Source organism: Streptomyces sp. NPDC030991 (assembly GCF_055571235.1).
Map to the genome: position 1 here is coordinate 12,679 of NZ_JBVIFR010000002.1, position 24,161 is coordinate 36,839.

The following is a 24,161-nucleotide window of genomic DNA, read 5'->3' on the forward strand; positions in this document are numbered from 1 at the left end:
GTCGCGGGGGGGTACGGCTCAGGCGGCGTCGACGGCGATCGTCTCGCCGTCCACGTCGCGCGGCGTCCGGCTGCGGTCGGCGAACACCACGTAGAGCAGGGCCGCGAGGCCCGCGCCGATGAACCAGGAGAAGCCGGAGACCGACGTGAAGGCGGGCACGAGGGCGACGACGACGGCCACGGCGGCGGCTGGCCCGAAGGCGCCGACGGCCCGCAGGTGGAACCCGGACCGGTAGTGGTAGTCGCCGTCGGCGGCGTCGGTGTAGAGGGCGGGGACGTTGACGCGGGCCCTGCGCACCAGCCAGTAGTCGGCCATGACGACCCCGAAGGCCGGGCCGAGCAGGGCCCCGAGCCCGCCGAGGAAGTAGTTGACGACGGTCGGGCTGTTGTAGAGGTTCCACGGCAGGATGACGAGGCCGATGACGGCGCTGACCAGGCCGGCGCGGCGGAAGTCGAGCTTGCGGGGGAACAGGTTGACCAGGGCGTAGATGGGGGCGACGAAGTTGGCGAGGAGGTTCACGGCGATGGTCAGCGTGATGAAGGCGAGCGAGGCGAGCACCATCAGCGGCGTGCTGGGGACGGTGGCGACGATGTCCTCGGGGCCGGTGACGACGTGCCCGTCGAGCTTGAACTGTCCGCCGGAGAGCACGACGACGATCCCGGCGAAGAAGAGCATGTTGAGCGGGATGCCGACGAGGTTGCCGACCACGATGGCGCGGCGGCTCTTGGCGGAGCGCGTGAAGTCGCAGAAGTTCAGTACGAACGTGCCGTAGATGACGACCCAGAGAGCAGCGCTCTCGAAGATCTGCCGCCAGGCGTCCAGGCCGGTCGGCGCGTTGCCGGTGGAGACGGCGACGGACAGGTCGGTCCTGGTGAGGATCCAGGCGGCAAGGCCGCACATGGTGAGGAGGATCGCGGGCGCGGCGAACGCCATGTACTTGCGGATCAGCTCCATGCCGTAGCTGACGATCACGACCTGGACCACCCACAGGGTGACGAAGGTGATCCAGCCGAGCGTTGAGAGGCCCAGGACCGAGTTGTGGTCGAGGGAGGCGGCGCCCGGCGCGAGCTTCTTGACGACCGCGCGGAGCACGGACGCCGCGAGGTAGGTCTGGATGCCGAACCAGGCGATGGCGACGGCGCCGCGGATCGCCGCGGGCAGTTGTGCGCCCCGGATGCCGAAGGAGATCCGGCTCATCACGGGGAACGGGACGCCCGTCTTGTGGCCCATGTAGCCGGAGAGCGTGAGCAACCCGAACAGCAGCGCGGAGGCGATCGCGAAGGCGATGAGGATCTGCCAGACGCTCATGCCGAGTGCGAACAGCCCCATGGCGAAGGCGTAGTTGCCGAGGCTGTGCACGTCGTTGCCCCATAGCGTGAACACGTTGTACGCGCCCCAGCGTCGCCCTTCTCTGCGGGTGGGGGCGAGGTCCGGACTGTAGAGACCGGGGCTCGTTCCGGCCGGCCCCGCGGCCGCGGCTGTGGAGGTCTGTTCGTGCACGGCGACCATGACGCGCTCCTCTTTCCCGATGCACCCAACTCACCCGCGAAAAGGGGCATTTGAGTACACGCCTCCGCGGGAGCGACGCTGCGCTCCGACGTCTTTGGTATACCAATACGGCGTGCGCAGGGCATCCGTCAATGGATCGCGCCCCTCGGGCGCCACCGATGTCACAGACCGGCGGGCCGCCTCGTCGTAGGAGATACAGCCACCGGCCACGGCGGCCGGCCGACCCGACGAGGAGCCGCATGTCCGCACCACAGCCCGCACCGCAGCCCGCCCCACGTACGGCGCCAGAGTCCGCGTCACCGACGGCATCCGACCAGGCAGCGACCGCAAAGGCGCAGGTCAACAGGGTGCAGGTCAACAAGGCGGCGTTCGGCCGCCTGCACGACGCGGCGAACACCGGCCACGTGGACACCGTCGCGAAGGCCATCGACGACATCGTCACGGACGACCTGCGGTTCCACGCCCCCGTGCCGATGGGCACTACGGGGGTCCAGGCGCTCAAGCAGGTCTATACCGTGCTTCTCCAGGCATTTCCCGACCTCCGTGTGACGGTCGAGGACATGATCGCCGAGGACGACAAGCTCGTCATCAGGAACACGGTCACCGGGACCCATCTGGGCGACTTCCGGGGCATGCCGCCCACCGGAAAGTCCGTCCGCTACGGCGAGATGTTCGTCTTCCGCTTCGTGGCCGGCCGGGTCGCCGAGATCTGGGGCGTCGTCGACGTCCTGACCCAGCTGCGCCAGCTCGGCGCGGTCCCGGCCGGCCCGGTGTGAGCGACGGCGGGGCGGGGCCGCGCCCGGCCCCGCCCGGTCACACGCGGCGCCTGCCCGCCATCAGTACCAGGTAGGCGCAGAGCGACGCGCCGAGCCCCACGGCCCACCCGTAGTCCGCGAGCGGCTTGAGGAACGGGATGATTCCGTCCGTCGGGAACGGCCCCGCCTTGTCCCCCCGCGCGTCCAGCGTCGAGTAGGAACCGCCCACCGCGAGCAGGCCCCCGATGACGAAGGCGGCGACCGCCCGCCAGTTCCAGCCGCCGGAGTACCAGTACCGGCCCCCGGACACATACAGGTCCGTCAGATGCAGCACCGTCCGGCGGACGATCCAGTAGTCGGCGATGAGGATGCCCGCCACCGTGCCGAGCAGGCCGCCCACCACACCGAGCCACGTGAAGATGTACAGCTCGGGTGTCGACGTCAGCTTCCACGGCATGACCAGCACACCCACGACACCCGTGATGACCGCGCCGGTACGGAAGGTGATGAGCTTCGGGGCGAGGTTCGCGAGGTCGTACGCCGGGGAGACCACGTTCGCCGCGATGTTCACCGAGATCGTCGCCACGAACACCGTGATCAGCGCGAACAGCAGCCCGAAGACGCTGTCCGTCTTGGCGGCCAGCGCGACCGGGTCCCAGATCGCCACCCCGTAGACCTTCTCGGAACCGGCCGTCACCAGCACCGACATGAGGGCGAACAGTGTCATCGTCGTCGGCAGTCCGAGTGCCTGCCCGAGCACCTGCGCCCGCTGCCCCTTGCCGAACCGCGTGAAGTCCGGGATGTTCAGCGAGAGGGTCGACCAGAACCCGATCATGCCCATCAGGCCGGGGAAGAAGACCTTCCAGAAGTCCGCGCCCCAGCCGACCTTGGACGGCTCGTGCAGCAGCGGACCGAAGCCGCCCGCCTTGTTCGCGATCCAGATGAGCAGCACCACCGCGCCGACGAGGACGAACGGCGCCGCCCAGTTCTCGAACCGGCGCAGGGTGTCCATCCCGCGGTAGATGATGGCGAGTTCGAGCACCCAGAACACGACGAAGCACAGCCACAGCGTCCACGGGTAGCCGCCGATCCGCCCGGCGTCGGCCCAGCCCCCGAAGACCTTGTCCAGGAGGACGAAGATGCCCTGGCCGCCGATCCACGTCTGGATGCCGAACCAGCAGCAGGCCACCGCCGCGCGCACCATCGCGGGCAGGTTGGCCCCGCGGACCCCGAACGAGGCGCGGGCCAGGACGGGGAAGGGTATGCCGTACTTCGGGCCCGCGTGCCCCGTGAGCAGCATCGGCAGCAGCACGATCACATTGGCCAGGGCGATGGTCAGGACGGCCTGCTTCCAGTCCATGCCGAGCGCGACCAGGCCCGAGGCCAGTGTCCAGGACGGGATGCAGTGGGCCATGCCGATCCACAGGGCCACGAAGTTGTACGTGGTCCAGCGGCGTTCGGCGAGCGGGACGGGGCGCAGATCCTCGTTGGCGTAGCGGCTGTGCGCCGGGAAGTCGTCGGCCGCCAGGTCGGCCGCGGACGCGGGTGGCGGGGCGGTGTCGGTCATGGGCAGTCCGTTCTGCGGGGAGGACGGGAAACGGGGGCGACCGTGCGGGTGCCATGAACTGCCGTTGCTGGTACGGGCGTTGCGGGACGGCGGTTATGAGCCGAGGGCCGGGATCACGTCCTGGCCGTACCTGTCGATCACCGTCTCCTTCGCGTCGTGCATGGCGTACACCGCGAACTGGTCGACGCCCAGCTCGCGCAGGACGCGCAGCTTCTCGATGTGTGCCGACGCCGGGCCGACGAGGCAGAAGCGGTCCACGATCTCGTCCGGCACGAACGCCGTGTCGGGGTTCCCCGCGCGGCCGTGATGCGCGTAGTCGTACCCCTCGCGCGCCTTGATGTACTCCGTCAGCTCGTCCGGAACCATGCCGGAGTGCGCGCCGTACTTGGAGACCAGGTCCGCGACGTGGTTGCCGACCATGCCGCCGAACCAGCGGCACTCCTCGCGGGCGTGGGCGAGCGCCGCCGGGGAGTCGTCCTCGGTCACGTACGCGGGCGCCGCCACGCAGATCTTCACGTCGGCCGGGTCGCGGCCCGCCGCCACCGCCGCGTCCCGCACCGCCTTCACCATCCACTCCGTCAGGAACGGATCGGCCAGCTGGAGAATGAAGCCGTCGGCCTCCTCCCCGGTCATCCTCAGGGCCTTGGGCCCGTACGCGGCCATCCAGACGGGGAGTTCGGCGCCGCCCTGCACCCACGGGAACCGGACCACCGCGCCGCCGCCGAGGTCCGCCTCGTCGCCCCGGCCGAGCGCCCGGATCACCTTGATCGCCTCGCTGATCCGGGCGAGGGTGTTCGGCTTGCGTCCGGCGACCCGCATGGCCGAGTCGCCGCGCCCTATGCCGCACACGGTGCGGTTGCCGTACATGTCGTTGAGCGTGGCGAAGGTGGACGCCGTGACCTCCCACGTCCGCGTCCCCGGGTTGGTCACCATCGGGCCGACGACCAGCCGCCGCGTCTCGGCGAGGACGCGGCTGTAGATGACGAACGGCTCCTGCCACAGCACGCACGAGTCGAACGTCCAGCCGTGCGTGAACCCGGCCCCCTCCGCCCGCTTCATCAGCTCCACGACCCCGGAGGCCGGCGGGTCGGTCTGCAGGACGAGTCCGAAATCCATGATGGGCCCCTCACTCTCGTACGGCTTCAGTTCAGGTACTGACACGTGCCGCGCGGTGTGTACGCGCCGTGCCCGGCGCGTCCGGTGAACTCCCGCCCGGTGACGACGAGTTCGCCGCGCGACAGGACCGTCTCCACCCGCCCGGTCAGCCGCTTGCCCTCGTACGCCGAGTAGTCGACGTTCATGTGGTGGGTCTCGGCGCTGACGGTCTGTTCGGCGTGCGGGTCGTAGATGACGAGGTCGGCGTCCGCGCCCGGCGCGATGGTGCCCTTCTTCGGGTACAGGCCGAACATCCGGGCCGGCGTCGCGCAGGCGATCTCGATCCAGCGGCGCCGCGTGAGGTGTCCCTCGACGACGGCCTGGTGGAGGAGGTCCATCCGGTTCTCCACGCCCGGCATGCCGTTGGGGATCTTCGAGAAGTCGCCGCGCCCCAGCTCCTTCTGGCCCGTGAAGCAGAACGGGCAGTGGTCCGTGGAGACGACCTGAAGGTCGTCGGTGCGCAGGCCGCGCCAGAGGGCGGCCTGGTGGTCCCTGGGCCTGAGCGGCGTGCTGCACACGTACTTCGCGCCCTCGAAGCCCGGCTCGGCGAGGTTGTCCGTGGACAGGAACAGGTACTGCGGGCACGTCTCGCCGAAGACCGGCAGGCCCTCGTCGCGGGCGCGGGCCAGCTCGGCGACCGCCTCCTGCGCGGAGACGTGCACGACGTACAGGGGCGCCCCCGCGACCTGCGCCAGCTTGATCGCGCGGTGGGTCGCCTCCGCTTCGAGCAGCGCCTTCCTGACCTCCCCGTGGTAGCGGGGGTCGGTCTCGCCGCGAGCGAGTGCCTGCTGCACCAGGACGTCGATGGCGATGCCGTTCTCAGCGTGCATCATGATGAGGCCGCCGTTCTCGGCGGCCCGCTGCATGGCGCGCAGGATCTGTCCGTCGTCGGAGTAGAAGACGCCCGGGTAGGCCATGAACTGCTTGAACGAGGTCACCCCCTCGCCGACCAGCAGGTCCATCTCCTTGAGCGTCTCGTCGTGCACATCGGAGACGATCATGTGGAAGCCGTAGTCGATCGCGCACTTCCCGTCGGCCTTGGCGTGCCAGGCGTCGAGCCCCTCGCGCAGCGTGCGCCCGACGCTCTGGATGGCGAAGTCGACGATCGTCGTCGTGCCGCCCCAGGCCGCCGCGCGGGTGCCGGTCTCGAAGGTGTCGGCGGCGAACGTGCCGCCGAACGGCATCTCCATGTGGGTGTGCGCGTCGACGCCGCCCGGGATGACGTACTTCCCGCTCGCGTCGATGGTGCGCGCGTCCGTCCAGGACGCGGCGGTGTCGCTGTCACTGGCCGCGAGGGCCACGACGCGCCCGCCCTCGACGAGGACGTCGGCGTGCATCTCGTCGGCCGCGGTGACGACGAGACCGCCGCGGACGACGGTACGGACGGCGCTCATGTGCTCCTCCAGGTGCATACGCGGGGGACTACGGGCGGGTCAGCGGCTCGTACGCCTGCGGGGCGCGGTCACGGTAGAACTGCCAGCGGTCGCGGACCTCGCGCAGCTTGGCGATGTCGAGGTCGCGGACGACGAGTTCGGGCGCCTTGTCGTCGGCGACCTCGCCCACGAACCGGCCCTCGGGGTCGACGAAGTACGACGTCCCGTAGAAGTCGTTGTCCCCGTAACTCTCCACGCCGACACGGTTGATGGCGCCCACGAAGTACTCGTTGGCGACCGCGGCGGCCGGCTGTTCCAGCTGCCAGAGGTAGCGCGAGAGGCCCCGGCTGGTGGCGGAGGGGTTGAAGACGATCTGCGCGCCTTCGAGGCCGAGCGCGCGCCAGCCCTCCGGGAAGTGCCGGTCGTAGCAGATGTAGACCCCGATCTTCCCGACGGCGGTGTCGAAGACGGGCCAGCCGGAGTTGCCCGGCCGGAAGTAGAACTTCTCCCAGAACCCCTTCACCTGGGGGATGTGGGTCTTGCGGTACTTGCCGAGGTACCTGCCGTCGGCGTCGATCACGGCGGCCGTGTTGTAGAGGACGCCCGGCTGCTCCTCCTCGTACATCGGCAGGACGAGGACGATGCCGTGCTCGCGGGCGAGGTCCTGGAAGCGGCGCACGATCGGGCCGTCCGGGATCGCCTCGGCGTACTCGTAGAACTTGGGGTCCTGGACCTGGCAGAAGTACGGGCCGTAGAACAGCTCCTGGAAGCAGAGGACTTGGGCGCCCTGGGCGGCGGCGTCACGAACGGCCTGTTCGTGCACCTTGATCATGGATTCCTTCTCACCGGTCCATGCGGTCTGGAAGATCGCGGCGCGGATCACGGGGCTCATCGGGACCTCCGGCTGAGGGGGGTGCACGGTGTGTCCCCGACGATAGGAACCCCGGCCGCCGCCCGCCGAGTCGCACCGTGTCACGTCCCTCGCCGGAGGGCGTTGCACCGTGTCACGCTCCTCGCTGAGCGTCGTGCGCGAGGAGCGCGATGTGCAGGGACGCGGCCTGTTCGAAGTCGTCGAGGGCCACACCGAGCAGTGCCTCGATCGTCTCCAGGCGGCGGTAGAGGGCGGGCCGGCTCATGTGGTGGAGGTGAGCGGTGCGGGACTTGTTGCGCCCGGTGGCGAGGTAGCTGCGCAACACCGGAAGCAACCCGTCGGCGTCGGCGGCGTGCAGCAGCCCGGCCAGCTCCCGCTCCGCGAAGGACTGCACGCGCGGGTCGTCGCGCAGCAGCCGCACCAGACCGCGCAGCCGTACGTCGCCGATGCGGACCACGGACGGCAGGCCGGGCGGCGCTCCGGCGACGGCCTCGGCGACGTGCAACGCCTCCCGCAGCCCCTCGGGCACGTCCTCCCAGCCGGGGCGGGCGGGCCCCGCCGCGACGACGGCCGGAGCCCCCGTCTCGGCGGGCAGCCGGGACGCGAAGCGGGCGGTGAGCGAGTCGGCGTCCTGGTCCCGGGCGAGGCTGAGGAGCACGGCGGTGGCGCCCTCGGCGAGCTCGGCGACCAGGGCGGGCAGTCCCAGCAGGCGCAGGACGCGGTCGATCGGCCCGGGTTCGACGGAGCGGACGACGAGCGGGACGAAGGTGCGGCGGTTCACCGGGAGGCCCGCGGCCCTGGCCCGGGGCAGCAGTTGCCGGGCGGGGACGACGCCGGACACCAGGTCGGAGAGGAGGCACTGGGCGGACTGCTCCTCCCAGCTCGCGGCGGAACCGGCGAGCATGCGGTGCAGTACGAGCGCCTCGGCGGCGCGGTCGGCGAGCAGCCGCCCCGACGCGGCGTCGCCGCGGTATCCGCACAGCACGACGGAGCCCCAGCGCTCGCCGCGTCCGTCGAGGTCCGCCCTGATCCAGCCCTCGCCGTCGATCTCCCCCGGCTGCCGGGCGATCCGGTCCCAGTCGCGCAGGACGTCGTCGACCGCGGGCCGCTCCCCTCCGGTGGCGAGGACCCGGTGCGCGAGGTTGGTGACGACGACCGGGCAGGCGCTGTGCGCGGCGATCTCGTCGAGCAGGTTCCGCAGCGGGGCCCCGGCGGTGATGAGTGCGGTGAGCGCGGTGCGGATGCCTTCGGAGAGGCTGACGGCGGCGAACTTCCTGCGGACGAGCCGGGACTGCACCTCCTCGGTCAACTCGGCGAAGGGGAAGGGGCGGTGGAGCACGACCATCGGCAGCCCGTACCGCTCGGCGGCGCGCCGCATCTCCTCCGGCGGCGCCGGGAAGGCGCGCCCCAGGCCGAGTACGAGGGCCGCCGCCTCGGCCCGGTGCAGGGACTCGATGTACGCGGCCTGGCCGGGGACGTCACCGGCGAGCAGCACCCCGGTGGTGAGGATCATCTCGCCGCCGCTGAGCATGACGCCGACGTCCGCCGCCTCCGCGACGTGGACCCAGCGGACGGGGTTGTCGAGGTGGTCGGCCGCCGCGACCACCTCGGGCTCGCCCGCCGCGATGCGGTCCAGGGCCAGGATCTGACGGATGGACAGGGCGTGGTCGAGGGGGAGCGCGATGGTCATGACCGTCCTCTCCTGAGGGGAGCCCGCGCCCCTACGCGTGCTCCCGCAGCGCCCGCTCCAGGACGACCGCGCCTTCCTCCGCCTCCGCCACCGTCAGCGACAGGGGTGGCGCGATCCGCAGCACGCTCGTGTCGTGGCCGCCGCCCTTGCCGATGAGGAGGCCGTCCGCGCGGCATGCCTCCAGGACCGCGGTGGCGGCGTCCGGCGCCGCTTCGTCGGTGCCGGGCCGGGCCAGTTCCACGCCGATCATCAGGCCCCGGCCGCGGACCTCGCGTACGCCGGGGGTGTGCGCGGCGATCGCCCGCAGCCGTTCGATGAGGAGGCCGCCGACCCGGCGCGCGTTGCCAGGGAGATCGTGTTCCAGCAGGTAGGAGAGGTTGGCGAGGCCGGCGGCCATGGTGATGGGGGAACCGCCGAACGTCGAGATCGAGTTGGCGTCGAGACAGTTCATGACCTCGGCCCGCGCGACGACACCGCCGATCGACATGCCGTTGCCGATGCCCTTGGCGAAGGTCAGGATGTCCGGCGGCCCGGACCGCGCGTGCGCCTGCCAGCCCCAGAAGTGGTCCCCGGTGCGGCCCCAGCCGGTCTGCACCTCGTCCGTGATCCACAGGATGCCGTGCTCCTGGAGGACTTCGCGGAAGCGTGCGTAGAGGCCGTCCGGCGGCGCGGTGAACCCGCCGACGCCCTGGACCGGTTCGGCGATGAGCGCGGCCACGTCGCCGCGCGTCTGGCCGAGCATGTCCCGCAGGTCCGCGACGCAGGCGTCGATGAACGCGGCGTCGGACAGGTGGGCGTAGGGGCCCCGGCTCCGGACGCCGCCGTGCACGTAGAGCGTCCGCAGCGGGGACAGGCTCGTCGGTGACCAACCACGGTTGCCGGTGATGCCGACCGTGGAGAAGGAGCGGCCGTGGTAGCTGTTGCGCATCGCCAGGACCTGGTTCGAGCGGCGGTACGCCGTGGCGAGCAGCAGCGCCGCGTCGTTGGCCTCGGTGCCGGACGTGGTGAAGAAGACCCGGGCGTCCGGGATGCCCGACAACTGGGCGACACGCTCGGCGAGTTCGACCATCGGGCGGTTCAGGTAGAGCGTCGAGGAGTGGATGATCCGGCCGGCCTGTTCGCTGACCGCCTTGGTGACCTCGGGCAGTGCGTGCGCCGTCATCGTGGTGAGGATGCCGCCGAAGAAGTCGAGGTACTTGTTCCCGTCGGCGTCCCAGACGTGGCGGCCCTCGCCGTGGGTGAGTTCGATCGGGTCGGCGTAGTACAGGGCCAGCCAGTCCGGCAGGGTCGCGCGGTGGCGGGTGTACAGGTCGGATGTGATCAAGACTTTCGGGGCCATGGCCGCTCCTTCACCTGATCCTCTACGCCCGTAGAGCAGGTCGTAGAGGGATGAAGGTAAGCCCGCGCGGAAGGCTTGCCAAGACCATCGTCGGCAACCCGCTGGGCCGATTCTGTTTCACACTCGTGCGGGTGACCCACCCGTCTCGTGCGCCGCGCGCGCCGGGCGGGCCGGGGCGCGCTCAGGAGGACGTCGAGACGAGACCCAACTCGTAGGCGAGGATGACGAGTTGGACGCGGTCCCGGGCGTCGAGCTTGGTGAAGAGGCGGGCGACGTGGGATTTGGCGGTGGCCACGCTGATGACCAGTTCCTCGGCGATCTCCTGGTTCGAGCGGCCGAGCCCGACGAGCGTCAGCACCTCGCGCTCGCGCGGCGTGATGGCCTCGGCGGAGCGCGGCGCCCTGGCCGGGGCGGGCCCGGGCCGCGCGACGAAGTCGGCGATGAGGCGGCGGGTGACGCCCGGCGCGATGAGGGCGTCACCTGCGGCGACCACCCGGACCGCCGCGAGGATCTCCTCCAGCCGCATGTCCTTGACGGCGAACCCGCCCGCCCCGGCCCGCAGCGCCCCGTACACGTACTCGTCCTCGTCGAAGGTGGTGAGCACCAGGACGCGGCTGCCGGTGCCGGCGGCCATGATCTGCCGGGTCGCCTCGATGCCGTCCGTGCCGGGCATCCGGATGTCCATCACGACCACGTCGGGCCGCAGTCGCAGGGCCAGCTCGACGGCCTGCGCGCCGTCGCCCGCCTCGCCGACGACCTCCAGGTCGTCCGTGTCCGCGATGAGCACCCTGAGCCCCGAGCGGACCAGCGGCTGGTCGTCGGCGAGCAGCACCCGTACGGTCATCGCGCCGCCTCCGGCAGCGGTATCCGCGCGGCCACCCTGAATCCGCCCCCGGGCCGCGGTCCCGCGCTGAACTCGCCGTGCAGCAGGCTCACCCGCTCCCCCATCCCCGTGATCCCCATGCCGGGCACGGTAGCCGACGCTCCCGTCCCGGCGTCGACGACCTCGACGAACAGTTCGTCGTCCGCGTAGGAGAGAAGGACGCGGCAGGTGTCGGTGCCCGCGTGCCGGACCACGTTGGTCAGGGACTCCTGCACGATCCGGTACGCCGACAGGTCGATGTCGGCCGGGAGCGGGCGCGGCTCGCCCTCGCGGACGATCTCGACGTGCACGCCCGCGTCCCTGGTGGTGCCCTCGGCGAGCCGGCCGAGGTCGGCGAGGCCGGTGGTGGGGGCGAGCGGGGCGGGGCCACCGGGCTCGGCCCTGCGCAGGGCGACCAGGGTCCGGCGCAGGGCCCGCAGGGTCTCGCGACTGGTCGCCTCGATGGCGGCGAGGGCGGCGCGGGCCTCCTTCGGCTGCGTCTCGATGACCCGGCCCGCGACGCCCGACTGGATCGCGATGACACCGATGCTGTGCGAGACCATGTCGTGCAACTCCCGCGCGATGCGCAGCCGTTCGGCGGTCACGGCCTCGGCGACCGCCTGCTCGTACAGCGCCGCGGCGTGCAGCCGCCGCTCCCGGCCGAGCTGGCCGACCATGCAGGCGACGAGCAGTACGAGCACGGCGACGACCGCGAAGCCGATCAGGTTCTCCGGGCGCACGAACACGAGGACGGCGGCGGCCTGCGCGACGACGGCGGCGGCGAGCCCGGTGACCCACTGCCGGCGCGGGCGGCGGGCCACGAGGTACCCGAGCACCACGTCGGCCGAGACGAACGCGGCCACGGTCGTCTGCCGCGAATCGTCGAAGGGGCCGTGCGTGGGTTGCACGGCGACCGCCAGCAGGGTGCCGAGCAGCACCGCGCCGAGGGCGAGCAGCGGCATCCGTCGTACGACACCCGCCAGCAGGACGGCCGACAGGGCCACCCCGAGGGCGCGCACCGACGGCAGCACGGCGGAGGAACCGAACAGCGGCAGGGCGCCCGCCAGGGGGTAGAGGGCGAGCCCGGTCCAGGCGGCGACGCCACGGGCGTTGGAAGGTGCGTTCACACAGGTGAGCGTATGAGGGCGGGGAGGTCCGTGGCATCGGTCCCCGGGATGCATCCCGGGGACCGATGTGCGGCCGCGGGGCCGCGCGGCACGGTGGTCCACGTGATCGAAGTCAGCGAACTCACCAAGCGGTACGGCCGCCGCAGGACGGCCGTCGACACTCTCTCCTTCACCGTGCGCCCCGGCGTCGTCACCGGGTTCCTCGGCCCCAACGGCGCGGGCAAGTCCACCACGCTGCGGGTGATCCTCGGCCTGGACGCGCCGGACGCGGGCGGCACCGCGGTGGGCGGCGTGCCGTTCGCCTCCCGCCCGCGCGGCCTGCGGCACGCCGGCGCGCTGCTCGACGCGCAGCAGGTGCACGGCGGCCGCTCGGCCCATGCCCATCTGGCGGCGCTCGCCCGCTCCAACGGGCTGCCGGGGCGGCGGGTCGCGGACGTACTGGCCGAGGTCGGTCTCGCCGAGGCCGCGCGACGCCGTGTCGGTGGCTTCTCGCTCGGCATGAAACAGCGGCTCGGGGTGGCGGCGGCGCTGCTCGGGGACCCACCGGTGCTGCTGTTCGACGAGCCGTTCAACGGCATGGACCCCGAAGGGGTGCTGTGGCTGCGCGGACTCTTCCGGCGCCTGGCCGCCGAGGGCCGCACGGTCTTCCTGTCCAGCCATCTGATGTCCGAGATGCAGTCCACGGCCGACGAGCTGGTGGTGATCGGCCGGGGCCGGCTCGTCGCGGCCGAACCGTTGCGGGTCTTCGCGGCGCGCGCCGAGCGGGTCGGCGTCGTGGTGGGCACGCCGCGCGCCGCCGAGCTCGCCGGCTATCTGCGGGCGGCCGGCGCCGACGCCGTGCCCGAGGGCGCGGAGCGGCTCCTGGTGACGGGGGCGTCCGCCGCACGGATCGGCGCGCTCGCCCTGGAGCACCGGCTCCCCCTGCATGAACTGACCACCCGTACCGCCTCGTTGGAGGAAGCCTTCATGGAACTGACCGCGGATCGCGTCGACTACCCGGCGGGGGCCGCCCGATGAGCGTCGTCACCCGGGCCCGCTTCCCGGATCTGCTCGCCGCCGAGTGGATCAAGATTCGCTCGCTGCGCTCCACGCCCTGGATCCTGGCGCTCGTCACCCTGACCGTCCTGGTCACCGCGGCGTCGGCGGCGTGGAGTGATTACCAGGACTTCCCCCGGCTCGACGCGGCCGCCCGGCGCGAACACGTCTTCTCGCTGGGCGACGCGTTCCCCGCCGAGGGTTATGTGACGCTGATGCTGGCGGCGGGGAGCGTCGGCGCCATCATCGTCGTCAGCGAGTACGGCAGCGGCCTGATCCGGACGACGACGGCCGCGGTGCCGGCGCGCCGGGCGGTCATGCTGGCCAAGGCGGTGGTGACCGCGCTGCTGTGGACCGGTGTCGGGCTCGTCTGCGCCCTGGGGTCGTTCGCGGTGTCCCAGACGATCCTGAGCGGCCGGGACGTGGCCGCGTCCCTCACGGACCCCGCGTCGCTGCGCGCGGTGGCGGCCTCCGCGCTGCTGGCTCCGGTGTGCGCGGTGACCGGGTTCGGCCTGGGCGTCCTGGTGCGGCACAGTGCGACGGCCGTCGTGGGGACGGTCTTCCTGCTGCTGATGCTGCCGCTCTTCTTCGGCGCGCGGGAGCCGTGGGTGGAGCGGGTGCACCAGCTGATGGTGCAGAGCGCCTGGCAGCGCCTCGTGGCGCTGTACGGCTGGGGTCCCGAGGTGTACGGCGGCGCGACGGTCGCCGGGGCCTGGGCGGTGTTCGCCGCCTGGCCGCTGGTGGCCGTCGCGCTCGCCCTGTTCGTGGTGGGCCGCAGGGACGTGTGAGGTCCCCGCGGACGCCGTGTCACCCGGCGGGGCTGACCACCATCGCCGAGCCGCCGCCGCGCCGCACCGTCTCGGCTGCGGCGAGCCACTTGCCGCCGGGCAGGCGCTGCACACCGGTGGCGGCGCCGATCTCCGGGTTGGCCTTGAAGGAGTGCCCGATGGCCGCCAGCTCCGCCCGGAGCGGGCTGTCGTAGAGGCCGGGTTCGAGCTCGGTCTGCGCGGCGTTGCGCTGGCTGGCGCGGGGCGCCGCGATGGCGTCGACGAGCGGCAGGCCCCGGTCGAGGAAGCCGGTGAGGGTCTGGAGCACGGTGGTGATGATGGTGGCGCCGCCGGGCGAACCGAGCGCGACGACGGGCTTGTTCGCCTTGTCGAGCACGATGGTCGGCGAGATCGAGGAGCGCGGCCGCTTGCCCGGGCCCGGCAGGTTCGGGTCGTGCACGGCCGGGTTCGCGGGGGCGAAGGAGAAGTCGGTCAGTTCGTTGTTGAGCAGGAAGCCGCGGCCCGGCACGGTGATGCCGCTGCCGCCGGTCGACTCGATGGTGAGGGTGTAGGAGACGACGTTGCCCCATTTGTCGGCGGCGGTCAGGTGCGTGGTGTTCTCACCCTCGAACGTCGTCGGCGCCGCCTTGTCACCGGGCTTGCCGCACGTTCCCGGGTGCCTGGGGTCGCCCGGCGCGAGCGGGCTGGTGAGCACGGCGTCGTCCTTGATGAGGCAGCCCCGCGCGTCGGCGAACCGCTGCGACAGCAACTGCTTGGTCGGTACGTCCTCGAAGGCCGGGTCGCCGACCCAGCGGCCCCGGTCGGCGAACGCGATACGGCTCGCCTCGATGAACCGGTGCAGGTAGCGCACGTCGGACGCCTTCGAGAGGTCCGTGTCCTGAAGGATGTTGAGGGCCTCGCCGACGGTCGTGCCCCCGGACGAGGACGGCGCCATGGAGTAGACGCCGAGGCCGCGGTACGAGGTCTTCGTCGGGGCCCGGTACTTGGTGGCGTAGGCCCTCAGGTCCTTCGCCGACAGCTTGCCCGGACGGGCGACGTAGCCCGACGCCGGGTCCACCGGCGGCTTGTTGACGGTCCGCACGACATCGGCGCCGATGTCCCCGCGGTACAGCGCCCCGACGCCCCTGCTGCCCAGTTCGCGGTAGGTGCGCGCCAGGTCGGGGTTCTTGAACGTGGAGCCGACGACCGGCAGCTGCCCGCCCGGCAGGAACAGCTTCGCCGTGTCGGGGAAGTAGCGGAAGCGGGCCTCGTTCGAGGCGGTCTGCGAGCGGAACGTGCCGTCGACGGTGAACCCGGAGCGCGCCAGCTTCTCCGCGGGCCTCAGCACCGTACCGAGCCGCTTGCTGCCCCACGCGTCCAGCGCGGACTGCCACGTGGCCGGGGTGCCGGGGGTCCCGACGCCCAGGCCGCTGGTGACCGCGTCGTTGAAGGCGAGCGGCTTGCCGTTCTCCAGGAACAGATCGGATCCCGCCGTCAGCGGCGCCGTCTCGCGGCCGTCGATGGTGTGCACCTTGCGGGACTGGGCGTCGTAGTAGACGAAGTAGCCGCCTCCGCCGACGCCCGCGGAGTACGGCTCGGTCACGCCGAGCGCCGCGGCGGTGGCCACCGCGGCGTCCACCGCGTTGCCCCCGTTGCGCAGTACCTCGATGCCCGCCGCCGAGGCGTCCGCGTCGACGCTCGCCACGGCGCCGCCGTACCCGACGGCGACCGGCACCTTCTTCACGCCGCCCGCGGAGCCACCGGAGGCCGACGAAGGGGGCGCCGCCGCCCCGACCGCCACCATGGCCACCGCGACCGCGCACAGCGACAGATTCCGCCCGACTGAACGTCTCATCAATACCTCCGGTCAACAGCCGTCCGCGCAGCGTAACTTGACTCTCGGGAAGCCGTCAGGTCCCCCTCGAACACGGTTGCGTCCGTTGGCTAGAGTGCGCCCCCATGACTGACGACGTGCGCAACATCGTCCTCGGCCTGATCGCCGCGGGTATCAGCGCCGGGCTGGGCTGGCTCGCCCGCACCTACGTGTGGAAGCGCAGGCTCCGCCGCAAGCAGGGCTTCTTCGGGCTGCCCGACAACTCCGAGTCGCTGCTCGTGGTGAACCGCGACGCGGGCGGCCCCGAGCTGACGGTGAAGCGCCACGACGTCTTCGCGCTGCTCGAACTGTCCGCGCTCATCAAGGACTGCGGCGCCCACGCGCAGATCGTCGCCCACGACACGGCCCAGCAGGGCTTCGGCGAGCGTACGGAGTTCTGCGTCGGAGGGCCCGCCTCGAACCGGCGGATGGCCGCGCACATGGTGAGCCTGCTGCCCGGCATCCGCGTCAACACCGACCCCGAACCGGGCCCGGACCGCGGCGCCTTCCAGATCGGCTCCGAGCGTTATCGGCTGGAGCCCGGGATCACCGAGTACGTGGTCCTCGCGCGGCTGACCGCGGGCCAGGCCAAGGAGGCGAGGCCGGCGTTCCTCTTCTGCGGCCAGCTCCCCGTCACCAACCAGGCCGCCAGCCGCTATCTCGCCCGCCACCACGAGCGCCTCGCCCGCAAGCACGGCAACACCTCGTTCGTGCTGCTCCTGAAGGTCGTCAACTCCCAGGCCTACGGGCCCGACGTCGTCGAACTGGTATCCGATGTCACCCGGGCCGCCCAGACGCCCCTCCCGGTTCCGGTGGCGCAGCGCACCTCGCACCGCGCCACATAGCCCGGAGAACCAAGGGGAGCGGTGCCCCTGTCGCGTACGAATGCGACAGGGGCCCGCTCGGCCTCGGCAAGCAGGCGCGTCCCGTCCCGCGCGCAGCTGACCTTCCCCGCACTCGTCGTGCGGAGTGATCTCCGGCTGCTGGGCGTGGACTGCCCATGCTCCGCCTACTGCACCCCCGGCAGCAGCGTCCCTGGTTCGGCCGCGGCAACGTCCGCGGCGTCCGTCTTGGGATTGCGCCGCTGGCGCCTGGACACCCATTGGGCGAACCACGACAGCACCATGCACATCCCGATGTAGATCGGCGAGATCACCATCACCACCGGGATGAAGGGCAAATCGTAGTCGAGGTTGGACGCGATCAGCTTCCCGGCGTGGAGGAACTCCTCATAGGTGATCAAATAGCCGAGCGAGGTGTCCTTCAGAGCGACCACCAACTGACTGATGATGGCGGGCAGCATCGCCCGTACGGCCTGCGGCACGAGGACGTGCGTCATGACCTGCGTCTTGCGCATCCCGAGCGCGTACGCCGCCTCGTGCTGCCCGCGCTCCACGGAGTTGATGCCGGAGCGGAACACCTCGGCGAGCACCGAGCCGTTGTAGAGGGTCAGGCCCGCGACGAGCGCGGAGAGCGGCTCCATCTTCAGGGCCACGTAGATGAAGAAGATCATCACGAGGACCGGCATGGCGCGGAAGAACTCGACGAGGAGCGTGGCGAGCCGGCGCACGGGCCGGTGGTCGGAGAGGCGCCCGACCGCGAGGAGCGTGCCGAGCGCGAGCGAGAGCACGGCCGCGAGGGCGAACGCCTTTAGCGTGTTGCCGAGCCCGCGCAGCAGCAGTTCCTGGATGCCCTTGTACTCGAAGGGCATCCACTTCGTGCGCGTGAACTGGTCGGTGTCGAAGAGCAGGTAGAGCAGCCAGCCGACGAGCGCGAGCACGAGCAGGGTGGAGAGCAGCCCGTACAGCCGGTGCCTGCGCTCGGTCCTCGGGCCGGGGATGTCGTAGAGGGCGGTGGCGCTGTGGTCGAGGGCTTTCACCGGGCGACCCCCCAACGCTTCTCGAGGAGGTTGAAGACCGCGCTGATGGCCAGCGTGATGATGAGGTAGCCGACGGCGATCCAGACGAACGTCCAGATGATGTTGTAGCCGAGTTCGCTGAGCGTCTTGTACGTGCCGAGCAGCTCGACGACGCTGAACGCGCCCGCGATCGCCGAGTTCTTGGCGAGCGCGATGAGCGTGGAGCCGACCGGCGGGATCACGGACCGGAAGGCCTGCGGCAGGATCACCGTGGTCAGGGTCTGGCCGAACGTCATGCCGAGGCTGCGGGCCGCCTCGCCCTGTCCCCTCGGCACGGTGTTGATGCCGGAGCGCAGCGCCTCGCAGATGAACGCCGAGGTGTAGCAGCCGAGCGCGAGCACCGCGAAGACGGTGAAGGGCAGGACGAGCCCGAAGCGTGGCAGGCCGAGCAGCACCGCGAAGAACAGCAGGGTGAGCGGGGTGTTGCGCAGGATGGTGACCCAGGCGGTGCCGAGGGCGCGGAAGGAGCCGACGGGCGCGACGCGGAAGGACGCCATGACGAAGCCGAGCACGAGGGCGAGGATCGAGGCGTAGACGGTGAGTTCGACGGTACCGAGGAAGCCCTTCCAGTACGTCGAGACATTGTCGGTCAGGACATTCACGTGACGCTCCTCAGCTCGCCGGATAGCGGTCGATGGGCGGCGGCTTCGGCGCGGGCGTGCCGGAGAGGCCGAGCGTGGCCTCGAAGGCCCGCTTCCAGTCCCCGTTCTTCTGGCGGGCCTGCAGGGCGTCGTTCATGGCGGAGCGCAGCGCGTTGTCGCTCTTCGGGAGGCCGATGCCGTAGGGCTCCTCGGAGAACGGCTTGCCGGCGAGCTTCAGTTCGTCGGGGGCCTTGGCGGCGAAGCCGAGCAGGATCGCGTCGTCGGTGGTGACGGCGTCGACCTGGTAGGTCAGCAGGTTGTCGACGCAGATCGAGTACGTGTCGTAGGCGACGAGTTCGGCCTTCGGGTGGTCGGCCTGGATGCGCTGGTACGGGGTCGATCCCGCGGCCGAGCAGACGCGCTTGCCGTCCAGGTCCCGCGGCCCGTCGATGTCGTCCTCGTCGGTGCGGACGAGCAGGGACTGGCCCGCCATGTAGTAGGGCCCGGCGAAGCCGACGAGCTTCTTGCGGTTGTCGTTGATGGTGTACGTGCCGACGTAGTAGTCGATCTGGCCGTTCTGCAGGGCCGTCTCACGGTTGGCGGAGGCGATCGTCTTGAAGGTGATCTTCTTCGGGTCGAGGCCGAGGGAGGCCGAGATCATTTTGGCGATCTCGATGTCGAATCCGGAGTAGACGCCGTTCGCCGGGTTCTTCTCGCCGAGGTAGGGCTGGTCCTCCTTGGCGCCGACGACGAAGTGCCCGCGCTGCCTCGCCTTCGTCCACGTACGGGAGGCGGGCAGCGAGAACCCTCGCGCGACCGCGTACCGGGGGAGTTCGTCGCCCGACGGGCCCTTGGTGGGCGGGCTGCCTTCCTTGCCGCAGGCGGTGGCGGCGAGGGCCGTCACGGCCAGGGCGGCGACCAGGTGTAGCGCCTTGCGCATCATGCGTGCTGCACCTCCCCGTCAGTGCTTGAGGATCTTGGAGAGGAAGTCCCGGGCGCGCTCGCTCTCGGGGTGGGTGAAGAAGTCCTCGGGGGCGCGGTCCTCGACGACCCTGCCGTCGGCCATGAAGACGACGCGGTCCGCGGCGGTGCGGGCGAAGCCCATCTCATGGGTGACGACGACCATCGTCATGCCCTCGCGGGCCAGTTGCTGCATGACCTCCAGGACCTCGTTGATCATTTCGGGGTCGAGGGCCGAGGTCGGCTCGTCGAAGAGCAGGGCCTTGGGGTCCATGGCCAGGGCGCGGGCGATGGCCACGCGCTGCTGCTGGCCGCCGGACATCTGCGCGGGGAACTTGTCCGCGTGCGCGGCGAGTCCGACCCGGTCGAGCAGTTCGCGGGAGCGCTTGTCGGCCTCGTCCTTCCTGCGCTTCCTGACCTTCACCTGGGCGAGGGAGACGTTCTGCAGGACCGTCTTGTGCGCGAAGAGGTTGAAGGACTGGAAGACCATGCCCACTTCGGCGCGGAGCTGGGCGAGCGCCCGGCCCTCCTCGGGCAGCGGCTTTCCGTCGAGGCGGATGGAGCCGGACTGGATGGTCTCCAGGCGGTTGATCGTCCGGCAGAGCGTCGACTTCCCCGACCCCGAGGGGCCGATGACCACCACCACCTCCCCCTTGCCGACGGTGAGATCGATGTCCTGGAGGACATGCAGCTCCCCGTAGTACTTGTTCACGTCGCGCAGCTCGATCAACGGATCGACGGCCATGGCAGTACCTGCCCACTCTCAGCTGTGTCGGTCCGCGCAAACTATCCACGCCGATATGGGACTTAACAGACGACACGCACTTATGGGCATTAACCGTATTTGCGGCTCTCCTGCCTTCCGGCCGCTGGGTTACGACTCGGCGGCCTCCGCGTAGAACTGGGACAACTCCGGTGCCCCGCTCGCCGCCCAGGCGTGGCCGGCCTCCACCACGTCGATCTCACGGCCGGACGCCAGGCGCACCACCGGCTGCCCGTCGGGCCAGATCACCCAGGCGGCGCCCGGCACCCGGTGCACCAGGACGGTGCCGAGGTACAGGCCGGCGTCGTTGCCGAGCCAGTGCAGCGCCTCCTCGTCCTCCCGCCAGCGGGGTACGAGCTGGTCGAGCGCCGCCAACGACCCCACCGAGTCGTCGAGTTCGACCCCGGACTGCTCCGCCTGGGTGCGCAACAGCTCGCACTCGGCGAGGAGTTCGGCGACACCGTCGGCGTCGGCACCGTCCGGCGAGAAGACGGCCACGGCCGCCGCACCGTGCCTCTTGCGCCAATTGCCCACGAAAGGGATCTTCATATCACCCAGCCTCGCATCCGGTCCCGTCCTCGCACCACAGGCGCGCTGGCCTACGTTACGGGCGAGTTCACGCCTCCGTCGGCCGCACCTCGTTGACGCGTCACCACCCCCTCCCTACCTTCATGGCGCACCTGTCACGCCAGCCGCAGCACGGAGGGAGCCGGTCTTGCGCCGACGCATCTGGGGAACCGCCGTCCTACTGGCCGTCTGCGCGGGGCTCTCCCCCGTCACGACAGCCGGGGCGACCACCCCGCACAGACCCGGGCCGCTCCCCCTGGAGCGGCTCTTCGACAACCGGGCCGTCAGTGACGACCGTTCGCCCGACGAGGCGAACTTCGACGGCGCGGGCGGCTCACTGTCCGCGCAGGACCTCACCGCGGCGGGCTGGACACCCGGACGCCGCCTGGAGGTCGAGCGGGCCCGGCTGACCTGGCCGGACACCGCGGGGTCCGGGCCCGACAACGTACGGGCGAACGGGCAGCGGGTCCGGGTGACCGGCCGGGGCGACGCGCTGGCGTTCCTCGTCGCCGGGACCGGCGGGGACGCGCGGGGCGCGGGCGTCGTGCGCTACGCGGACGGCTCCCGGTCCGCGTACACGCTCGCCGCCCCCGACTGGCGCACCGGGCCGCTCGCCACGAAGTCGGTCGCGCTGGCGCACCGCAACACGCCGGACGGCCGGCTCACCGAGAAGACGCGACTGTACGTGGTGACGGTTCCGGTGCGGGCGGGCCACCGGATCGCGTCCGTGGAGCTGCCGCGCCCCTCGGGCGGCGCCGCGCTGCACGTGTTCGCGCTCTCCGTGCGCGCCGCCACCGCGGGGTGGACGGGGACGTGGGCGGCGTCCCCGGCCGGATATCCGACGGTGGGGCCGTGGGCCGACCGGACGGTGCGGCTCGTCGTGCACACCAGCGCGGGCGGGCCCCGGGCGCGGATCCGTCTCGACAACACGTTCGCCTCGACGCCGGTACGGGTCGGGAGCGCGTCGGTGGCGGTGCAGGAGGCCGGGGCGAGTGCGCGCGGGAAGCCGGTGGCGCTGACGTTCCGGGGCGCGCGGGGGGCCCTGCTCCCGGCCGGCGCCCAGGCGGTCAGCGATCCGGTGGGCTTCCGCGTGCCCGCCGACGCCAACCTCCTGGTCAGCTTCCATCTGCCGGAGCCGGTGGCCGCGGCGCCCGTGCACAGCCAGGCCGTCCAGACCTCGTACGTGAGCGAGCCGGGGGACCACGCCGTGGAGGCGGCGGGCTCGGCGTACACGTCGACGATCTCGTACTGGCCGCTGCTCACCGGGGTCGATGTCAGCGGCGGGCCGGGCTCGGTGGTGGCGCTCGGCGACTCCATCACCGATGGGGTGCGGTCCACGCCGAACGCGAACCGGCGGTGGCCGAACGTGCTGGCCACCCGGCTCCTCGCCCAGTCGGACGTGGCGCGGTACGGCGTGCTCGACGAGGGGATCTCGGCGAACCGGGTCGTCGCCGACCGGTACCCGGGGGACGGGATCTCCACGGACACCGGCGGGGTCAGCGCCCTGCACCGGCTCGACCGGGACGTGTTCGCGCAGACCTCGGTGCGGACCGTCGTGGTGTTCCAGGGCGTCAACGACGTGCGGTGGGGGGCGAGCGCCGGGCAGGTCGAGGCCGGGCTGCGGGAGATCGTGGACCGGGCGCACGCGCGGGGGCTGAAGGTGATCGGGGCGACGATCACTCCGTGCGAGGGCGAGATCCTGTGCACGGCCGCGGCCGACGCCGAGCGGATGGCCGTCAACGCGTATGTGCGCGGGCCCGGTTCCGGATTCGACGGGGTGTTCGACTTCGACGCGGTGCTGCGGGACCCGGAGCGGCCGTCGCGGATGCGGGCGGAGTTCGACAGCGGCGACCATCTGCATCCGGGGGACGCGGGCCTGCGCGCCCTGGCCGACTCCGTCGACCTGGAGGTCCTCGCGCCGTAGTCCGTGGCGGCCCGGCGGGGGCTGATCACTCGGCCCCCGCCGGTCCGCCGGCCGCGCTACACGTCGAGATCCACCACCACGGGGGCGTGGTCCGAGGCGCCCTTGCCCTTGCGCTCCTCGCGGTCGACGTACGCGTCCTTCACCGCTCCGGCGAACGCGGTGTTCCCGTAGACCAGGTCGATGCGCATTCCCCGGTTCTTGGGGAAGCCGAGCTGGCGGTAGTCCCAGTACGTGAACGGGCGGTCGTACTTCAGGGGGCGCGGGACGACATCGGAGAGGCCCGCCTCGCGGAGGGCGGCGAGGGCGGCCCTCTCCCCCGGGGTGACGTGTGTGGCGCCCTCGAAGAGGGAGATGTCCCAGACGTCGTCGTCCGTCGGCGCCACGTTGTAGTCGCCCATGACCGCGAAGGGGCGGGAGCCGACCGCGTCGCCCGCCACGGCCGCCTTCAGCGCCTCGAACCATTGGAGCTTGTACGCGTAGTGCGGGTGGTCCACCTCGCGGCCGTTCGGCACGTAGACCGACCAGACGCGGACCGGGCCGCAGGTCGCGGAGACGGCGCGGGGCTCCTCGACGCCCTCGTAGCCCGGGTCGCCCGGCAGGCCCCTGACGACGTCCTCAAGACCGACGCGGGAGAGCACCGCCACCCCGTTCCACCTGCCGTTGGCGTTCACCGCCGACTCGTAGCCCAGCTCCCGCAGCTCGTCCGTGGGGAACTGCTCCGCCGAGCACTTGGTCTCCTGGACGCACAGCACGTCCGTGCCGCTGGACTCCAGCCAGGCGAGGAGGCGCGGGAGGCGCGCGGTGATCGAGTTCACGTTCCACGTAGCAATGCGCATGTCCCACAACCTACCGGGCGGGTCCGACAACGGGCCTGCGCGACGGCCGGATATAGACAGGCAACCTTGCAAGTTTTCCTGTCAGACAGGTAGCCTGTCCATCATGAGCATCAGCAGCCCCCTCGGCGAGCGTCCCGCCCTCGTCCTCATCGACCTCCAGAACGGCATCCTCGGCCTTCCCACCGTGCACCCCTCCGGCGACGTGCTGAAGAACGGCGCCCGGCTCGCCGACGCCTTCCGTGCCAAGGGCCTGCCGGTCGTCCGCGTCCGTGTGACCTGGTCGCCCGACGGCGGCGACCTGCCGGTGAGCCGGTCCGAGGCGCCCGGGCCCACCCAGGCGCCGCCGGCCGAGTTCGCCGAGTTCCCGGCCGAGCTGGGCCCGCTGGGCGACGACATCGTGATCACCAAGCGGCACTGGGGCGCGTTCACCGGCACCGAGCTGGACCTCCAGCTGCGCCGGCGCGGTGTCACGCAGATCGTGCTCGGCGGCATCTCGACGTCGATCGGCGTCGAGTCGACCGCGCGCTCCGCCTTCGAGCTCAGCTACCACCAGGTGATCGTCTCGGACGCGACGACCGACACGGACGCCGCGTCCCACGAGCACGCCTTCGGCAAGATCTTCCCGCGGATCGCCGAGATCGGGACGACGGACGAGGTGCTCGCCCTCCTCGGCCGGTAGGCCCTGGGCC

General features: G+C 71.5%; 22 protein-coding genes. 6 read left to right on the forward strand and 16 right to left on the reverse strand.

Annotated elements, in window-relative coordinates:
• Positions 1-18: 18 nt before the first annotated feature.
• The gene (locus tag ACZ45E_RS03770) at positions 19-1,509 is read right to left on the reverse strand and encodes an NCS1 family nucleobase:cation symporter-1 (RefSeq protein WP_468216102.1); all 1,491 of its coding nucleotides are present in this window, start codon (positions 1,507-1,509) and stop codon (positions 19-21) included.
• Between the two features lie 239 nt (positions 1,510-1,748).
• Between ACZ45E_RS03770 and ACZ45E_RS03775 the strand changes: the two genes are divergently transcribed.
• Positions 1,749-2,285 carry an ester cyclase gene (locus tag ACZ45E_RS03775; RefSeq protein WP_468216104.1) on the forward strand — a complete coding sequence of 179 codons (537 nt, stop codon included), beginning with the start codon at positions 1,749-1,751 and terminating at the stop codon, positions 2,283-2,285.
• A gap of 37 nt (positions 2,286-2,322) precedes the next feature.
• Here ACZ45E_RS03775 and ACZ45E_RS03780 read toward each other — a convergent pair whose 3' ends face one another.
• From ACZ45E_RS03780 to ACZ45E_RS03815, 8 genes are all read right to left on the reverse strand, one after another.
• Complete coding sequence (locus ACZ45E_RS03780) at positions 2,323-3,831, reverse strand: NCS1 family nucleobase:cation symporter-1 (RefSeq protein WP_468216105.1); 1,509 nt, start codon at positions 3,829-3,831, stop codon at positions 2,323-2,325.
• Between the two features lie 93 nt (positions 3,832-3,924).
• Complete coding sequence (locus tag ACZ45E_RS03785) at positions 3,925-4,947, reverse strand: TIGR03842 family LLM class F420-dependent oxidoreductase (RefSeq protein ID WP_468216107.1); 1,023 nt, start codon at positions 4,945-4,947, stop codon at positions 3,925-3,927.
• A 26-nt stretch (positions 4,948-4,973) separates the two neighbouring features.
• The gene (gene hydA, locus ACZ45E_RS03790; protein ID WP_468216109.1) at positions 4,974-6,380 is read right to left on the reverse strand and encodes a dihydropyrimidinase; all 1,407 of its coding nucleotides are present in this window, start codon (positions 6,378-6,380) and stop codon (positions 4,974-4,976) included.
• A gap of 28 nt (positions 6,381-6,408) precedes the next feature.
• On the reverse strand, positions 6,409-7,251 hold the full coding sequence (locus ACZ45E_RS03795; protein WP_468216111.1) for a nitrilase-related carbon-nitrogen hydrolase: 843 nt from the start codon (positions 7,249-7,251) through the stop codon (positions 6,409-6,411).
• 112 nt (positions 7,252-7,363) lie between these two features.
• Positions 7,364-8,920 (reverse strand): PucR family transcriptional regulator, encoded by a 1,557-nt coding sequence (locus tag ACZ45E_RS03800; protein WP_468216114.1) that lies wholly within the window; start codon positions 8,918-8,920, stop codon positions 7,364-7,366.
• Positions 8,921-8,951: 31 nt separating this feature from the next.
• Positions 8,952-10,259 carry an aspartate aminotransferase family protein gene (locus ACZ45E_RS03805; RefSeq protein WP_468216117.1) on the reverse strand — a complete coding sequence of 436 codons (1,308 nt, stop codon included), beginning with the start codon at positions 10,257-10,259 and terminating at the stop codon, positions 8,952-8,954.
• Between the two features lie 181 nt (positions 10,260-10,440).
• A complete protein-coding gene (locus tag ACZ45E_RS03810) occupies positions 10,441-11,103 on the reverse strand; it encodes a response regulator (RefSeq protein WP_468216119.1) in 663 nt (220 codons plus the stop codon).
• Positions 11,100-12,248, reverse strand: coding sequence for a sensor histidine kinase (locus tag ACZ45E_RS03815; protein WP_468216122.1), 1,149 nt, complete (start codon positions 12,246-12,248; stop codon positions 11,100-11,102). Before ACZ45E_RS03815 ends, ACZ45E_RS03810 begins: the two co-directional genes overlap by 4 nt.
• 102 nt (positions 12,249-12,350) lie before the next feature.
• Here ACZ45E_RS03815 and ACZ45E_RS03820 point away from each other — a divergent pair, with 102 nt between their 5' ends.
• The gene (locus ACZ45E_RS03820; protein ID WP_468216124.1) at positions 12,351-13,265 is read left to right on the forward strand and encodes an ATP-binding cassette domain-containing protein; all 915 of its coding nucleotides are present in this window, start codon (positions 12,351-12,353) and stop codon (positions 13,263-13,265) included.
• Entirely contained in the window at positions 13,262-14,071 is an 810-nt protein-coding gene (locus ACZ45E_RS03825; protein WP_468216126.1) for an ABC transporter permease, read from the forward strand. Before ACZ45E_RS03820 ends, ACZ45E_RS03825 begins: the two co-directional genes overlap by 4 nt.
• 19 nt (positions 14,072-14,090) lie before the next feature.
• On the opposite strand, the gene ggt is transcribed toward ACZ45E_RS03825, so the two are convergent.
• The gene (gene ggt / locus ACZ45E_RS03830) at positions 14,091-15,905 is read right to left on the reverse strand and encodes a gamma-glutamyltransferase (protein WP_468216128.1); all 1,815 of its coding nucleotides are present in this window, start codon (positions 15,903-15,905) and stop codon (positions 14,091-14,093) included.
• A gap of 104 nt (positions 15,906-16,009) precedes the next feature.
• Between ggt and ACZ45E_RS03835 the strand changes: the two genes are divergently transcribed.
• The gene (locus ACZ45E_RS03835; RefSeq protein ID WP_468216130.1) at positions 16,010-16,768 is read left to right on the forward strand and encodes a hypothetical protein; all 759 of its coding nucleotides are present in this window, start codon (positions 16,010-16,012) and stop codon (positions 16,766-16,768) included.
• A gap of 164 nt (positions 16,769-16,932) precedes the next feature.
• Here the strand turns inward: ACZ45E_RS03835 and ACZ45E_RS03840 are convergent, their stop codons facing one another.
• The 5 genes from ACZ45E_RS03840 to ACZ45E_RS03860 form a co-directional block, all read right to left on the reverse strand.
• Complete coding sequence (locus ACZ45E_RS03840) at positions 16,933-17,802, reverse strand: amino acid ABC transporter permease (RefSeq protein ID WP_468216132.1); 870 nt, start codon at positions 17,800-17,802, stop codon at positions 16,933-16,935.
• The gene (locus ACZ45E_RS03845; protein ID WP_468216134.1) at positions 17,799-18,443 is read right to left on the reverse strand and encodes an amino acid ABC transporter permease; all 645 of its coding nucleotides are present in this window, start codon (positions 18,441-18,443) and stop codon (positions 17,799-17,801) included. Before ACZ45E_RS03845 ends, ACZ45E_RS03840 begins: the two co-directional genes overlap by 4 nt.
• A 10-nt stretch (positions 18,444-18,453) precedes the next feature.
• Positions 18,454-19,365 carry a glutamate ABC transporter substrate-binding protein gene (locus tag ACZ45E_RS03850; RefSeq protein WP_468216137.1) on the reverse strand — a complete coding sequence of 304 codons (912 nt, stop codon included), beginning with the start codon at positions 19,363-19,365 and terminating at the stop codon, positions 18,454-18,456.
• 18 nt (positions 19,366-19,383) lie between these two features.
• Positions 19,384-20,127, reverse strand: a complete 744-nt coding sequence (locus ACZ45E_RS03855; protein ID WP_468216139.1) for an amino acid ABC transporter ATP-binding protein — start codon at positions 20,125-20,127, stop codon at positions 19,384-19,386.
• 129 nt (positions 20,128-20,256) lie between these two features.
• On the reverse strand, positions 20,257-20,694 hold the full coding sequence (locus ACZ45E_RS03860) for a DUF6278 family protein (RefSeq protein WP_468216142.1): 438 nt from the start codon (positions 20,692-20,694) through the stop codon (positions 20,257-20,259).
• A 166-nt stretch (positions 20,695-20,860) separates the two neighbouring features.
• On the opposite strand from ACZ45E_RS03860, the gene ACZ45E_RS03865 reads away from it, so the two are divergent.
• Entirely contained in the window at positions 20,861-22,636 is a 1,776-nt protein-coding gene (locus ACZ45E_RS03865; RefSeq protein ID WP_468216144.1) for an SGNH/GDSL hydrolase family protein, read from the forward strand.
• A gap of 56 nt (positions 22,637-22,692) precedes the next feature.
• Here ACZ45E_RS03865 and ACZ45E_RS03870 read toward each other — a convergent pair whose 3' ends face one another.
• A complete protein-coding gene (locus ACZ45E_RS03870; RefSeq protein WP_468216147.1) occupies positions 22,693-23,472 on the reverse strand; it encodes an exodeoxyribonuclease III in 780 nt (259 codons plus the stop codon).
• Between the two features lie 103 nt (positions 23,473-23,575).
• Between ACZ45E_RS03870 and ACZ45E_RS03875 the strand changes: the two genes are divergently transcribed.
• Positions 23,576-24,151, forward strand: coding sequence for an isochorismatase family protein (locus ACZ45E_RS03875; protein WP_468216150.1), 576 nt, complete (start codon positions 23,576-23,578; stop codon positions 24,149-24,151).
• Positions 24,152-24,161 lie beyond the last annotated feature (10 nt).

What these genes read in the sequence shown, in the direction of transcription:
- ACZ45E_RS03770 (WP_468216102.1), bottom strand. Translation starts at nt 1,509, where the DNA reads ATGGTCGCCGTGCACGAACAGACCTCCACAGCCGCGGCCGCGGGGCCG.
- ACZ45E_RS03775 (WP_468216104.1), top strand. Translation starts at nt 1,749, where the DNA reads ATGTCCGCACCACAGCCCGCACCGCAGCCCGCCCCACGTACGGCGCCA.
- ACZ45E_RS03780 (WP_468216105.1), bottom strand. Translation starts at nt 3,831, where the DNA reads ATGACCGACACCGCCCCGCCACCCGCGTCCGCGGCCGACCTGGCGGCC.
- ACZ45E_RS03785 (WP_468216107.1), bottom strand. Translation starts at nt 4,947, where the DNA reads ATGGATTTCGGACTCGTCCTGCAGACCGACCCGCCGGCCTCCGGGGTC.
- hydA (WP_468216109.1), bottom strand. Translation starts at nt 6,380, where the DNA reads ATGAGCGCCGTCCGTACCGTCGTCCGCGGCGGTCTCGTCGTCACCGCG.
- ACZ45E_RS03795 (WP_468216111.1), bottom strand. Translation starts at nt 7,251, where the DNA reads ATGAGCCCCGTGATCCGCGCCGCGATCTTCCAGACCGCATGGACCGGT.
- ACZ45E_RS03800 (WP_468216114.1), bottom strand. Translation starts at nt 8,920, where the DNA reads ATGACCATCGCGCTCCCCCTCGACCACGCCCTGTCCATCCGTCAGATC.
- ACZ45E_RS03805 (WP_468216117.1), bottom strand. Translation starts at nt 10,259, where the DNA reads ATGGCCCCGAAAGTCTTGATCACATCCGACCTGTACACCCGCCACCGC.
- ACZ45E_RS03810 (WP_468216119.1), bottom strand. Translation starts at nt 11,103, where the DNA reads ATGACCGTACGGGTGCTGCTCGCCGACGACCAGCCGCTGGTCCGCTCG.
- ACZ45E_RS03825 (WP_468216126.1), top strand. Translation starts at nt 13,262, where the DNA reads ATGAGCGTCGTCACCCGGGCCCGCTTCCCGGATCTGCTCGCCGCCGAG.
- ggt (WP_468216128.1), bottom strand. Translation starts at nt 15,905, where the DNA reads ATGAGACGTTCAGTCGGGCGGAATCTGTCGCTGTGCGCGGTCGCGGTG.
- ACZ45E_RS03835 (WP_468216130.1), top strand. Translation starts at nt 16,010, where the DNA reads ATGACTGACGACGTGCGCAACATCGTCCTCGGCCTGATCGCCGCGGGT.
- ACZ45E_RS03850 (WP_468216137.1), bottom strand. Translation starts at nt 19,365, where the DNA reads ATGATGCGCAAGGCGCTACACCTGGTCGCCGCCCTGGCCGTGACGGCC.
- ACZ45E_RS03855 (WP_468216139.1), bottom strand. Translation starts at nt 20,127, where the DNA reads ATGGCCGTCGATCCGTTGATCGAGCTGCGCGACGTGAACAAGTACTAC.
- ACZ45E_RS03860 (WP_468216142.1), bottom strand. Translation starts at nt 20,694, where the DNA reads ATGAAGATCCCTTTCGTGGGCAATTGGCGCAAGAGGCACGGTGCGGCG.
- ACZ45E_RS03870 (WP_468216147.1), bottom strand. Translation starts at nt 23,472, where the DNA reads ATGCGCATTGCTACGTGGAACGTGAACTCGATCACCGCGCGCCTCCCG.
- ACZ45E_RS03875 (WP_468216150.1), top strand. Translation starts at nt 23,576, where the DNA reads ATGAGCATCAGCAGCCCCCTCGGCGAGCGTCCCGCCCTCGTCCTCATC.